3 protein-coding genes are annotated in these 16,293 nt (G+C 35.6%); all 3 read left to right on the top strand.

Annotated elements, in window-relative coordinates; all coding sequences use genetic code 11:
* A partial coding sequence (locus ACRDEC_RS13295; protein WP_431498847.1) for a condensation domain-containing protein occupies nucleotides 1-1,910 on the top strand: 1,910 nt, incomplete at its 5' end.
* A 100-nt stretch (nucleotides 1,911-2,010) separates the two neighbouring features.
* Nucleotides 2,011-8,559, top strand: a complete 6,549-nt coding sequence (locus tag ACRDEC_RS13290; RefSeq protein ID WP_431498846.1) for an amino acid adenylation domain-containing protein — start codon at nucleotides 2,011-2,013, stop codon at nucleotides 8,557-8,559.
* Between the two features lie 24 nt (nucleotides 8,560-8,583).
* Nucleotides 8,584-16,293, top strand: a complete 7,710-nt coding sequence (locus tag ACRDEC_RS13285) for an amino acid adenylation domain-containing protein (protein ID WP_431498845.1) — start codon at nucleotides 8,584-8,586, stop codon at nucleotides 16,291-16,293.

Raw genomic sequence — 16,293 nt, 5'->3', positions numbered from 1 at the left:
ATGAAGACAGCAACGGATACAAACGATTGGTGTGTTATCTGGTGCCGGATTCCGGTTACAATGAAGAAGGACTGAAGTCTTTCCTTCAGTCACGTCTTCCGGATTATATGGTTCCCGGGATTTATATTGAATTGGAGCAAATGCCATTAACAAGCAATGGTAAGATAGACAGGAAGCTGCTTCCGAGTCCTAAAGGCTACGAAAGCACACAGGAATACGAAGGACCAAGGAATGAAATGGAAGAGGATTTATGTGAAATATGGTCGTCTTTACTAAATGTGGAAAGAGTGGGAATCACTGATGATTTTTTTGCTTTGGGAGGAGACTCCATTATCGTAATACAGTTTGTCAGCAGAGCAAAAAGGAAAGGATACCATTTTAAAGTTCAGGATTTGTTTGACTACAAAACCATTATCGGACTTACTGTTGCATTAGAAAACCAATCTAAAAACAAAATAGTTGCAGAACAGGGGATTTTAGAAGGAATATTGCCTTTAACCCCAATTCAAAAATGGTTTTTTGAAGAGCAGAATGAGTACATGTCGCACTTTAATATGAATTTATTTTTCAAAACAAATAAATTGATTACGGAAGGGCATGTGAAGAAAGCGATGAGAATTTTAACGGAAAGACATGATACTTTACGATTGAAATTTAATCCGGATGAGGATGATTATGTTCAGACATATACAGATAACCTAGGGTATTTCGAATGGTTTGATATCACTAATGAACCAGAATCAGGCGTGAAAAACAAAATCAGGGAGATCTGCGAGGAGGCACAAAAAAACAAAGCAATTGACAACGGAGAGGTAACCCAATTTCTATTTATTAAAACGCCAGTTTATGAAGAACATAACAGATTATTCATCAGTTTACACCACTTAGGAATTGATGGGGTTTCCTTACGAATCATTTTAGATGAATTGGAAATTATTTTAGAAGCATTAGTGCAGAATGTAAATGTTGAATTAGGTTCAAAAACATGTTCGTATAGAGAATGGGCTAATGTATTGCATCACTACGCGAATTCAGAAAAAGCCATAACTCAAAAAGAATATTGGACACATGTAAAAGAAAAATACAGGCCTTTCAGTACAGATTTTGATGCTTCGTATCAAAATAGAGAAACACTTCGGACTTATGTTGTCAATATCAGTGAAGAGCATACAACATTGTTGCTCAAATCAGCGAATAAAGCCTACAACACCGAAATCAATGATCTTTTATTAGCTGCCTTAACAAAAACAATCGGCGAATGGACCGGAGAACCAAATGTAATTATAGGATTAGAAGGCCATGGAAGGGAATTGTTTTCGGAAGATATCGATATCAGTAATACAACCGGTTGGTTTACCAGTAAGTATCCTTTGTTGCTGCATGCTGATTTTCAGTCGGAAGGCGAATTGATAAAATCAGTGAAGGAACAAATACGAAACGTTCCTGATAAAGGTTTAGGTTATGGGGCTTTAAAATACCTGAACAACAATGCTGAAATCAATACTCCGTTAGCCGGAAAGTCTTGGGATTTGGTATTTAATTACCTGGGGCAAATGGACAACATCATCAATAAAAGCAATTGGTTTTTTGGAGCTGATGAAAGCACAGGGGAACACATCAGCAAAAATTATCCAATAAGAGACAAACTCGTTGTGAAAGGAGCAATAATGAATAATACTCTGGGTTTTTCATTTGATTATTCCAACAAGCAATATGAGGAAAAAACCATAGAAACCATAGCTAAACGTTTCATGACAAATTTAACCGAATTAATAGATCATACAGTAAATAAAGAAGGTGTTGATTTTACGCCTTCAGATTTCAATCTGCAGGAGAAAGTTAGCATTGAAGAGCTTGATAGCTTGTTTGAACATAATGACATTGAAACAGAAGGTGTTATAAAGTTCTAATATATCACTGTTTTTAACCACAACCTGATTAAATAAAATTCCTGTATTGCTTTTTTTGGCGATACAGGAATTAACTACAACCATTCATTAGATTATACACATGGACCAATTTTTAAATAAAATAGCAACTCTTGGACTAACTCTTGAAGCACAAGGAAATGATTTGTTATTGAAAGGAACTGGAGGCAAATTATCTTCCAGTGAGATTGAATTAATAAAAAAAGATGCTGAAATCATGACTTTTATTAAAAGCAATAAAAGTGAATTGATAGCCTATTTAAGAGGAGGCAATGATACTAATGATTCTAAAATCAATAAAGAAGATATTTCAGCTTTATACGAATTGAGTCCTCTGCAGGAAGGTATTTTATTTCATAGTTTATACAATCCGAAAAGTACCGCCTACAAGACACAATTCAGCATGGAATTTCCGGAAGGTTTAAATTTGAATGCTTTCAAAAAGGCATGGGAATATGTTATAAAAAACCATACGATTTTAAGAACATCTTTCATCCATGATCAATTAAACATACCGATACAATGTGTGTACAAAAAAAGCGACTTCAATTATGACCATGTTGATTACACTCATTTTGAAAAAGAAGAATTGGAAATTCAATTTGAAGCATTGCTGCAGAATGAACGATCTAAAGAGTTCGATTTTAAGAAACCTCCTTTAATGCGGGTTACTTTAGTTCAGGTTGATTCTAAAGCAATTAGGATGATTTGGACCAAACACCATATTTTATGGGATGGCTGGTCCGGTCAGATATTAATGAAGGAATTTATACAGGCGTACACAACATACACTAATAATGGGGTTCCGCCAGCACGTGAGGAAGATAAGTTTGAAGAGTATATAAAATACATCAAGAATATTAATCCTGAAGAAGAAAAATCTTTCTGGATGTCCTATTTAGAAAATTTCAGCGAACCGTCATTATTTCCTTTTGCCACTAACCAAATAGAAAATCAGAATACTGGCGGAGAGTATAATGATGTCTATCTAAATTTTGACCAGCCGTTTACAGATAAAATTATTGAATATACCAAACAGGCTAATATTACAGTAAGTACTTTACTGCAAGGAATTTGGGCTCTGTTGTTATCCAGATATACATCAAACGATGATATTGTTTTCGGAGTGACGGTTTCAGGAAGACCAACGGAAACTAAGTACGAAGAAAAAATAGGTTTGTATATCAATACGATTCCTTTCAGAGCTAAAATCGATGAGAATGAAGCGGTTTCAAATTGGCTTCAGGCTTTACAGAATCAACATGTAAAAGCAAGAGAATTTCAGCATACGGCATTAAGCAGTATAAAAAGGTACAACAATATCCAGCACGGTTTTTTTGATACCATTTTTGTGTTTAGAAATTTTCCTGTGAATAAATTCAAAGAAAAGAAATCACCGAATGATTTAGAAATTCAGAATTACAGTGTTCAGGAAAACAATAATTACCCTTTATCGGTTCAGGCAGACCTGCATGAAGTATTGTGTGTGGATTTTAAATTCAACCAAAGCATTATTAGTGAAGAATACATTCAGATGGTGTCTGACCATTTCGAGTATACATTAAAACAGATTATCAATACTGCTAATGCAAAACTGAAAAACATCAATTTGGTATCAGATAAGGAAAAGCACAAACTGATTCATGAGTTTAATGATACGGCGGTTTCGTATCCGAAATACAACACTGTTTTAGATTTGATTAACCAACAGGTGCAGCAAGCTCCTGATCAGATAGTTGTAGAATTTGAAGAAGATTCGCTGACGTATCAGGAACTGAATGAGCAATCCAATCAATTGGCAAATTGTCTGATTCACAAAGGAATAAAAAAAGGTGATCTGATTGGTATTTATCTGGAAAGATCATTAGAGATGATTATCGGTTTGCTGGGAATACTGAAATCAGGCGCAGCTTATGTGCCTATCGATCCTGAATATCCGGAAGAAAGAGTACAATACATCTTGGATGATATCAATTCGAAAATCGTAATTACGACTCAAAAAAGCAGTGAAAAACTTTCTGAAAATTACAGGCAAAAATGTTTGAATATTGATCTGTGGAATGAATTGAGCCTTGAACCGACTTCTATTCCTGAGGTACATCTGGAATCTTCTGATCTGATGTACATCATTTATACTTCGGGTTCAACCGGAAAACCAAAAGGAGTAATGAATCAGCACGATGGTGTGTTAAACCGTTTATTATGGGCACAGGATTCTTATGCCTTAAATGCGAATGATACCGTTTTGCAGAAAACAACATTCTGTTTTGATGTTTCTGTATGGGAATTGTTTTTACCCCTGTTTACGGGAGCAAAATTACTGTTTGCCAAGCCGGAAGGGCATAAAGACAATGTGTACCTGAAAGAAATTATAGAAAGAAAGAAGGTGACCACGGTACATTTTGTTCCTTCTATGTTATCTGTATTCTTATTGGAACTTTCTCCGGAGAATTGTGCCAGTATGAAGACTTTTGTTTGTAGTGGAGAAGCATTGCAAATCCATCATATCAATGAGTTCAAAAGAGTTTTCGGAACGCGGAATGTACGACTGCAAAACTTGTACGGACCAACGGAAGCCGCTATTGATGTCACATTTTGGGAAGTCCCTTCAACAGTAGGAAAAGTATTGATTGGAAAACCGGTCGCCAATACTAAAATCTACATCCTGGATCAGGAAAATAATATTCAGCCGATAGGAGTTAGCGGAGAATTGTGCATTGGCGGAATACAGGTTTCCAGAGGGTATTTGAACAAAGAAAAATTAACAGAAGAAAAATACGTTCGAAATCCATTTGCAGAAAATGAATTACTATACAGAACGGGAGATTTGGCTAAATGGACTCCAGACGGAGATGTTGAATATATTGGACGTATTGACAATCAGGTCAAGATTCGCGGATATCGGATTGAGCTTGGAGAAATTGAAACAGTAATTCAGGAATTTGATCAGATTCAAATGGCGTCTGTTTTAGTAAAACCGGGATACCAGAATCATCTTCAATTGATTGCCTTCCTTGTTTCAAAAGAGAAGATTGCAATAGAATCCTTAAAAGAATATCTAAAAAACAGGCTGCCGGCTTACATGATTCCTACTGTAATTATTCAAGTAGAGTCGTTTCCGCTTACGAGTAATGGCAAGTTAGACAGAAAGCAACTTTTAGCATCTTATGAACCGGAAAAAGTTACATATGTAGCTCCGGAAACGGATCATGAGAAAACAATTGCCGGTATATGGAGTGAATTATTGAATAGGGAAGAAATTAGTGTAAACGACGACTTTTTCCTTATCGGCGGAGATTCTATTTTACTAATCAGGATGCTGACACAATTGAAGAAGCAGTTTAAGAAAGAAATCAATCTGCATAAAGTATACGAGGATTCGGTATTGAAAAACCTCGCAGTGTATATTCAAAATCAGGAAGAAGGAAATACGTCAGATGCCCGAAACCATAAAATAAAAGAACTGGATGCAATAAAAAGCAAAATCGTATTGGAAAGCGCTCATCCGGAACAAATCGAAGACGTCTATCCTATGAGTGATATTCAAAAGGGAATGGTCTACGAATATTATAAGAATCAGAAGGAAAGTGTATACCACGACCAGTTTGTATATATCATCCCGGCTATCGAACCGGATACGTTTCATCAGGCTTTCCGTCATTTGATCCAAAAGCATGAAACCTTGAGAACTTCTTTTGATATAACTGGATTTGAAGGGGTTCAGATTGTAAACAAAGAAGTTGATTTTAATGTCGATTTCAATGACATTACGCACCTGAACAAGCAGCATCAGGAAGAACATATCAGGACATTTTTGGAAGAAGAAAGAAAAGTGAAATTCGATATTGTAAATGCTCCGCTTTGGAGAGCAACTGTCTTCAAGGTTTCCACTAATGAAATGGTCTATGTATTTCAATTTCATCATGCCATTTTAGATGGTTGGAGTTTGGCTTCTCTTAATACCGAACTGTTCGAGGTGTATTTTAAATTAATCAAAAACGAGGGAATCTATTCAGAGCCATTAAAGACGAATAATAAATCAAGTATTATTGATTCTTTAATCGACAAGGACAATAAAGAATACTCTGATTTTTGGAAAAATTACCTTCTGAGCAGTGAGAGAATGGACATTTTTTCGGAAGAAGAAACAGAAGACGCTTACGATGAATATTTTGAGAGTGCCCAAATTCACGAATTGGAAAAAACAGCAAAAGAGTGGAATACAACGGTAAAAAATATTCTCCTCGGATCGTACCTGTATACTTTAAGTTTGTTGCGTTACGAAAAAGACATCATGATTGGAGTGGTGTCCAATAACAGACCAATGAGCGAGGATGGAGACAAGGTTTTAGGCTGTTTCCTAAATACAATCCCTCTTAGAATGAGCATCGGAAAATCGTCAACATGGAAAGATCTCATCATAGGATTGCAGGAAAATCTGAATGGGCTGAAAGGAAAGGATCGACTCTCATTATCCCATATCAATAAGGTTGTGAATAACAATTCTTCTTTGGACAATCCTTTTTTTGACTGCATTTTCAATTACGTGAATTTCCATATTTATGAAAATTTAGACCATGGAGACAAAAATCAAGTGGAGGAAAACAATGGAGAAGAATCAACAGATTCTTTAGATATAAACTCATTCGAAAATGTCAACACGCACCTTATTTTTACGTTAAGCGGAACAGGAGGCGTACTACGAGGCAGTTTTAAATTAAAGCGAAAATTCAAATCAGGGATTACAACAAAGGGATTTGTTGCCAACTTCAAAAAGGTATTGCATTTAATTGCAACCAAACCGGATTCAGTGGTAAGTAACTTTGAGGTTCTTTCTGAAGAAGTTCAAAATAGAATCCTTCATGAATTTAATGATACACAAATACCGACTTCCACAGCAACTACGTTATTTGAAAAATTTGAAGAACAGGCAACCTTATTTCCGGATCATATTGCTGTCAGTTATAACCAAAATCACATCAGCTATAACGATCTAAATCAGGAAGTAAATCAGTTTGCCCATTACCTGATTAAAAAATATAAAATAGAGAACAGGGATGTAATCGGGGTAAAATTGGAAAGAGATGAAAATTTACTGATGGCCATTTTAGGCGTATTAAAAACCGGTGCCGCCTATGTTCCTTTAGACATGCATTATCCTGAAAACAGGATCGATTATATAGAAAAAGACAGTAAATGCAAATTAATCGTTACCAAGGAAGAATTAGACCTTTTTAAAATGGTTAAAGGTGATTTTTCAAACCAAAATCCATCGGTTGCTATTCATAAAGGCGATTTGGCATATACCATTTATACTTCCGGGACTACAGGTCTACCGAAAGGAGTTATGATAAGTCACAGTAATGCTTTAGAGTTGATTAATTGGGCTGAAAAAGAGTTTGACAGTACTTCTTTTCAAGTGGTATTTGCTTCAACATCCCACTGTTTTGATTTATCGGTTTTTGAAATGTTCTATACTTTATCAATAGGGAAAAGAATACGAATTTTAAAAGATGCTTTACAAATCGAACAGCATTTAGACGAAAAGGCAATTCTGCTGAATACCGTTCCCTCTTCCATCCGCTATATCTTAGAACAAGGGCATGACCTGAAAAATGTATCTGTAATCAATTTAGCAGGAGAAATATTTCCTTCAGACATCGCCCAAAAGCTGGCATCGCTTGCTGTTGAAGTCAGAAATCTTTACGGGCCAACGGAAGACACAACCTATAGTACAGGGTATAAATTATCTGGAAAAACCTATAAAACAGTTCCTATTGGAAAGCCGATATCAAATACTAAGGCCTTTATATTGGATGAAAATCTAGAGATTGTTCCTGTAGGAGTTGAAGGACAACTTTACTTATCCGGTGCAGGTTTGTCGTTGGGTTACAGGAATAATCCGGTAATGACAGAAGAAAAATTCATACATCATCCTAACCTTGACGGGCTCCGAATGTATAACACAGGTGATATTGTCAAATGGCTTCCTGATGGTAATATAGAGTATTTGGGAAGAAAGGACCAACAGGTGAAAATCCGTGGATTCAGGATAGAACTTGGAGAAATAGAAGACGCTTTATTGTGCTATTCGGAAGATTTAAAACAAGTTGTTGTTGATGTGAATGACTTAAACGGACAAAAAACACTAGTGGCTTATTATGTTTCTGAAGCAGAAAAAGACACAACGGAAATCCGCAATTATCTTCTAAATAAATTGCCTGAGTATATGGTTCCGGGGTTTTACCTGAAACTCCAATCTTTACCGCTAACACCTAATGGGAAGATAGACAGAAAGGCTTTGCCAAGTATAACAGGTAATGAATTGTCTAAAAGAGAATATATAGTACCAAGAAATAAAACCGAAGAGAAATTAGTCAAAATGTGGCAGGAAGTATTCAGGATAGAAAAGGTAGGAGTTACAGATGACTTTTTCGAACTGGGCGGACATAGTTTGTTTATTGTACAGATAATCAATAGAATTCATGAAGAATTCGGAGTGTTAATTCAAATCAAGAATGTCTTTTCCACACCAAACATAGAAGGACTGTCTAAAATGATTGATTACGTTCTTTTAAATGAAAAGCAAACGGTTGATTCCGAGACGGAATACGAAAAAATAACACTTTAGATTTCATTAAACATATAATTTAGAATGGAGATAATAAATAAACTTGAATCATTAGGGATAATCCTGAGTGTTAAAGATGGTAAATTAGATATAAGTGCACCTAAAGGATCGTTGACACCGGATCTTATCGAAGAAATAAAAGCGAATAAGGAAGATTTGATCAGGATGTTTTCTGCCTTTTCTTATATTCCCAAAACAACAGAAGAAGAACATTATCCATTAACCGCATCTCAACACCGATTATGGATTTTAAGTCAGTTTGAAGGAGGCTCATTAGCGTACAACATGCCTCTGACAGTTAAATTTACCGGCAGTATTGATTTAACCAAATTAGAACGTTCCTTCCAGATTTTAATTGAGCAATATGAAATTTTAAGAACTTATTTTAAAACAAATGAAGAGGGAGATGTACGTCAGTATGTTGTTCCAATGGATGCTGTCGATTTTAAAATAGAAAGGAAAGACTTTAGTGATCAAGTGAATCCTGACGGTTTAATTTTGGACTATTTACAAAAGAAAAACAGCGAATCGTTCAATTTGGAACAAGCTCCTTTACTGAAATCTTCCATAATTCGTTTAAACGATGAAACGTATGTTTTTTTCCTGTCTTTGCACCACATAATTGGCGATGGCTGGTCCATACAATTATTGGTTTCCAAAATCATTCAGATTTATAATTTATTGGTTCAGGAAAAAGAAATCGATTTACCGGAATTAAAAATACAATATAAGGATTATGCTGTCTGGCTTAATGGGGAAATCGGAAAGGAAAAACAGAAAATTTCTGAGCAATATTGGTTGAATCAGTTTTCGGGAGAATTACCTGTTCTTGATTTGCCAAGTTTCAAAACGCGTCCTACAGTTAAAACATATAACGGAGATCATTGTGCCCATCGATTTTCGAAACAGCTGTCAGACAGGATAAAAATGTTTTCAAAATCTCAGGATGTAACGCTGTTTATGACTTTGATGACAGCAGTAAAAACAGTGTTGTATAAGTACTCCGCCCAAACGGATATAATAATCGGGACACCAATCGCAGGAAGAGAACATCCTGATTTGGAACAGCAAATAGGATTGTTCCTAAACACATTGCCAATAAGAACGAAAATAAGTCAAGAACAAAGTTTCGCAGATTTATTAAAAGCAGAAAAAGAAATATTACTTGAAGCTTATGAGCACCAGACTTATCCGTTTGATGAATTGGCAGACAAACTGAATATCAAGCGAGACAGGAGCCGATCCACATTGTTTGACGTGTTGATTGTTTTGCAAAACCAAAGTCAACTGAACAGTCTCAGCAATGACGAGTCAGTTCAGGACCTGAAAGTCGAAGGATTTGGAATAGCAGTCACTTCTTCGAAATTTGATATAGAATTTACATTCACAGAATCTGAAGAAGGATTAAACGGGAATATTATTTACAATACTGATATTTATGAATCCAGTCAGATAAATCAGATTTTCTCTCATTTAGAAAACATTTTCATTACGGTTTTAGAAGATCCTAATGTCCTTATACAAGAGATAGATTACCTTTCTCAAGAAGAGAAAAATCATTTGTTATTTGGATTGAATGATACATCGGTTGATTATCCCAAAGAGAAAACAATACTGGATTTGTTTGAAGAACGGGTGCTGAAAACACCAAATAATATTGCAGTTATTTTTGGAAACAAAGAACTGACATATAAAGAGATGGATGAAGAGTCCAATCAGATGGCCAGCTACCTGAAGGATTTTTATAATATTCAGCCGAATGATTTGGTTGGAATATGTTTAGACCGAAGCGAAAGAATGATTGTGTCCTTATTTGGGATATTAAAATCAGGAGGAGCTTATGTTCCTATAGACACTGCTTACCCAATTGAGCGGATTGAATACATTATAAAAGACGGTAATCTGAAAACATGTCTGAATGAAAGCGAATTTAAAAAGTTCAGAGGATTTCAAGGGAATTACAGTAAAACGAGGCCTATAATAACAGCCAAGACACAACATTTGGCGTATTGCATTTACACTTCCGGTTCGACAGGAAATCCGAAAGGCGTATTGAATCATCATGCCGGATTGTTCAACCGTCTAATGTGGATGAAAGACTACCTGAATATCACAGAAAAGGATGTATTTCTTCAGAAAACCCCTTATACTTTCGATGTTTCGGTTTGGGAATTGATTTTGCCTTTTATAACAGGAAGTGCATTAGTAATAGCAAAGCCTGAAGGACACAAAGATCCTTATTATTTGCAAGGACTGATAGATGGAAAGGGAGTTACAATAATTCATTTTGTTCCTTCAATGCTGGGAGTATTTTTGCTGGAAACAGCCGATAAAAAAGAAAGCAGTCTTTCACATATTGTTTGCAGCGGAGAAGAATTGCCGGCTGTTATGGCACAAACCTGCAAAGAAAAATTTCCAACGGCACGCCTGCATAATCTTTATGGTCCTACAGAAGCAGCTATAGATGTAACAGCAATTGATCTCACCGAAATCGATGTAATTCAGAACGGAGTAAGCATTGGTAAACCAATAGCCAATACAAAAATATATATAGTGAATGATGCTTTCCAGCTTCAGCCCATTGGTGTTCCTGGTGAATTGCTTATTTCTGGAATACAAGTAGCCAAAGGGTATTTGAATCTGGATGAGCTTACTCAGGAGCGATTTATTTCGGATCCGTTTAGAGAAGGCTACCAAGTATACAGAACCGGAGATGTTGCTCAGTGGAAACCGGACGGTACGATATATTATATCGGAAGAATTGATAATCAGGTAAAAATAAGGGGTAACAGGATAGAATTAGGAGAAGTAGAAAGCGCAATAATGGAATACCCCGGAATTACAAAAGCAGTGGCGGTATCCAAAGAAGTAAATAACGAAAAAACCCTCGTAGCTTATTATTTGCAGGAGCAGGACATCGATAAAGCAGAAATCCGCAATTACTTACAAAAGAAATTGCCGGAATATATGGTTCCAAGCTTCTATGCCGTATTGGAAAGTTTACCATTAACATCAAGCGGAAAAACAGACAAGAAAGCATTACCGGAAATAATTGATGGTGATCTGATACGCAGAGAATATGTTGCCCCGGAGAATGAAACCGAGAAAAAAATGACCGAAATATGGCAAGATGTTCTAGGTGTCGAGAAAGTAGGAGTTACAGATGATTTCTTCGAGCTGGGTGGTGATTCCATACGGTCAATCAGAGTACTCAGCAAAATGAACAAAGAGTTAAGACTGAATTATAAACTGGCTGATATTTATGCTTTAGTCTCTATTAAAGAATTACTGTCTATAAAACTGGAACGTATTGAGAGTGAAATATCTCCTTTTGTAAAAGCAAAAATAGAAGAGGATTTCCAAAAATTATCTGAAGAATTGAATTGGGATGAGCGGGATATTGTTTCCATATTTCCCATGAGCGATATTGAGTTGGGCATGCTGTATGCTTCTTCTTTACACGGAAATAATGGGGTATACCATGATCAGTTTTTCTTTCCAGTACCTACTTCAGACTTCCAACAGGATTCATTTGTAAAGGCGGTTGCTATTTTGACAGAAAAACATGAAATCCTGCGTACCGCTTACGATATTGAAAACTATAGCGGGCCAGTGCATCTTGTTTACGATTGGATTGCCACACAATTGGATTTTGAAGATATTTCTGAAGCGAATCAGGAAGAACAGCAAAATAAGATTAAAGCGTTTATGATTCAGGAGCGTACAGAAAACCCTTTTAAAATAAATAAACCAGGTCTTTGGCGCATGAAAATTTACAAGACAGCTAAAAAAGAATGGTATTTGTTTTTTCAATTTCATCACGCCATATTGGATGGATGGAGTGTAGCGTCTTTAATGACAGAATTGAATAATACTTATGTTGCTATTCTGGAAAAAAGAAAAATATCAGCATTGAAAAAGCTGTCGCTGACTTATAAAGATTATGTATTTGAACAAAAATGCATCAAAAAGAGCGAAAGTCATAATCAGTATTGGGCAGATATGCTCGAAGACTATAAACGTCTGGACATTTTTACGGAAGAAGTTGTTTTTAAGAATTCCGATTTTGTACTCGATGCAAAAATGTATGATGCCTTACTGCAGTTTGGTAAAGACAACGGTATCAGCCTGAAAACAATATGTTTTGCTGCTTATTTACACACCTTACAAATGCTGACTTATGATAATGATGTTTTAGCCGGTATTGTTACCAGCGGAAGGCCATTACTTGAAGACGGTGACAAAATTCTGGGCTGTTTCTTAAATACGATTCCTTTTCGGATAAAAAGAACAGGCGGTACAATTGTTGCATTTGTAAAAGAAATAAACGATCTGATTACTGTTCAAAAACAGTTTGAAGGCATCAGTTTATTTGAATTGCATACCCGTTTTTCAAAAAATAACAGAGAGGAAAATCCTTTTTTCGATACGATGTTTAATTATATAGATTTCCATATCTATAATGAACTTGACGTAAAAGAAACCGAAGATGTAAAAGAATCCCAATTTGATGACATCAGTTTTGAAGCCACCAATACTTTTTTAGATCTGTTTGTTCGTCCTATCGGGGATGGTATAAAAGTATCATGGCGTCAGCAAAGAAAACTAAAGGAAGGGATAACCATACAAAAGCTGCAAAACTATTATTCGGCTTTTCTGGATTTATTAGTAAAAAAACCGAACAATATCTTAGACAAAGACATTATTCTGTCCTCAGAGGAGAAGGAAGAATTACTGGTAGCATTCAACAGCACCGAATGTTCATACACTAATTACGATACTATTGTCAGCTTATTTGAAGAGCAGGTAAAAAGAACACCCGATACTATCGCTGTTCTTTTTGAAGATAAAAAGCTTACATATGATGAATTGAATGGACAGGCAAATCAATTAGGAGGTTATTTAAGAGAGCAATTCAATATTCAGCCAAATGATTTAATCGGGGTTAGATTGGATAGAAGCGAAAAAATGATTTTGGCCATTCTGGGAATATTAAAATCTGGAGGAGCTTATGTTCCTATCGATACGGCTTATCCTCAAGAGCGAATAGATTATATAGAAAAAGACAGCAATTGCAAGTTGGTTATAGACCACGAAAGTTTGGAATTATTTTATGCGAATCAGGAACGTTTTTCTAACCAGAACATAGAAAAGATAAGCTCTCCAAAGGATTTAGCCTATGTGATTTATACTTCAGGAACTACAGGTAATCCTAAAGGCGTAATGGTTGAACACAGAAACACGGTTGAATTGATACAATGGGCGGACAAACTATATGATTCCAACGCATTTGATATCGTATTTGCTGCGACATCATATTGTTTTGATTTATCGATATATGAGATGTTTTATACCCTGTCAATAGGTAAAAAATTAAGAGTATTGCAGCACGGATTAGAAATTAGAGATTTCATAGAAAAGGAGGAAAGGATATTAATAAATACGGTGCCTTCGGTTGTAAGAGAAATATTGGGAGAAGGAGTTTCATGGGATAAGGTTTCGATTTTGAATATGGCGGGAGAACCTATTTCTTATGATATTCTGCAAAAACTGCCTTTAGATATGGTTGAGGTTTATAATTTATATGGTCCTACGGAAGATACTACTTACAGTACCTATTTTGAGATTGACAACAAAAATTATCTGTCTATTCCCATAGGCAAACCACTCACCAATACGCAGGCTTACATTTTGGACGAACAGCTAAAATTAGTTCCAGTCGGAATTCCCGGGAAAATATATCTATCAGGAGCAGGACTAACAAGAGGATATTTGAACAAACCGGAACTGACAGCTGAAAAATTTATTGAAAATCCATTTAACCCAGAGACAAAAATGTATGACACAGGAGATTTGGGAGCCTGGTTAACAGATGGGAATATAGAGTTTTTAGGAAGAAAGGATCAACAAGTGAAGATTCGGGGATTTAGAATAGAATTGGGCGAAATAGAAGCTAAAATATTGGATTATTCCGAATCTTTAAAGCAAGTCGTTGTTGTTGCGAAGGAAATCAAAGGCGAAAAAGTAGTAGTGGCTTATTATGTGTCAGAATCGAATGCTATTGATAAATCTGAGTTAAGAGCGCATTTGGCAAGAAATCTTCCAGACTATATGATTCCTGGTTTTTATGTGGAACTCGTATCGATGCCGTTAAATTCAAATGGAAAAGTAGACCGAAAATTATTGCCGGAAATAACAGGAGAAGACGTTATCAGAAAAGAATACACAGCTCCAAGAAATGAGATTGAAAAGAAAATGGCCGAGATATGGCAGGAAGTTCTTGGGATCGAAAAAATAGGAGTCTTTGATAATTTCTATGAAGTAGGCGGGAACTCCTTAATGTCAATTCAGGTAGCTGCAAAATTGAAAAAAGAAGGATATGTGTTACCTGTGATTAAAATTCTTAAATATCCGAAGATAAACGAATTGGTACATCATTTGGAAAAAAGCGAAACAGCATTCGCTGATTTGGATGAATCAGTTATTTATAACGGACGAGTTCCATTATCAGTAAATCAGATGGTGTACACGAATGATGGAATTTACGAACATCCTATTCAATACTTCACATTTGAACTGGCTCCTTTTGATAAAGAAAAATTCGACAAGACCATTCTAAACATTTTCGAATTGATTCCGGAGTTAAGAATCAAAATAGTTAAAGATGGTGAAGAAACATACCAGGAACTGATTCCTTTTGCCGAGTTTACACCGCATGTTGTATACAATAAGATGGATCTGAAAGACACTGAAAACATTCAGGGCCATTTATTAAAAGCAAAAAACAATTCTTTCGAGCTGGACAAAGGAGATATGTGCCATATTGATATCTGTCATGATGATGTGAATGCCATCGTACAAATTACGATTCACCATATTGTAACGGATTTTCAGTCCAATAATATGCTGATGCAGTATATAAACGACAGGTACAACGGAAATGAAAACACAGTTAATTTAAAAGTTGGCGGAAACGGAATATTTGCAAAAATTCAGAAGCAATACATTCAATCGCTTGATTTTCAGGAATCGCTTAATAATAGAGTGGAATCACTTTCTGAAATTCTGGAATACAGTCAGTCTGATGGCTTGCCAATACAGCCTCTTAAAAGAGATGAAGAAGGAGAGTCGAAAAAGATTTTGGTTAAAATAGGGGAGATCGAATTGAATGAAATAAAGCAATTCTGCCGATTAAACGGAATATTATTGAGTAACTATATTCTTTCGTATTGCTTGAAGAATTATATAAAAATTGATTCGGCATTCTTTATTGAAATTACGGTCAATTCGAGAGATATCCAATTAATGGGCTTCGATTTGGAAAATAGAATAGGTCAATTTACCAATACAATTCCGGTTGAAATCAGTATAGAAAATTCGGATTCAATGGAAACGGTAACATCAATCATTCAAAGAAATTATCTGACTTCAAAAGAATCCCAGCAAATTCCTTACGCACTATTAAACGGAGCTTTTTACGCTAAAAACAACTTTAACCTAAGTCAGTTCACATTAGGATCATTTAACAATTTAGATCTTTCAGGAAGCCTGAGTCAGGATATCCAATTGGACAATAATGAAGTAAAAGTGATGCGTTTTTCCGGTAAAAGGAATTATCCGTTAGAAATCAAGAGCAGTATGTTCGATAATGGATTAGTTATCGAAATCAACGTGGAAAATCAATTTGCAAGACTAAACGAAAAACAAGAAAATTTTTTAACAATAGAAAAATAA

The sequence above is a fragment of the Flavobacterium sp. genome (assembly GCF_050696275.1).
Lineage (GTDB): Bacteria > Bacteroidota > Bacteroidia > Flavobacteriales > Flavobacteriaceae > Flavobacterium.
The sequence above is the reverse complement of the archived record's forward strand: the minus strand, read 5'-3'. Positions and strand labels throughout refer to the sequence as shown.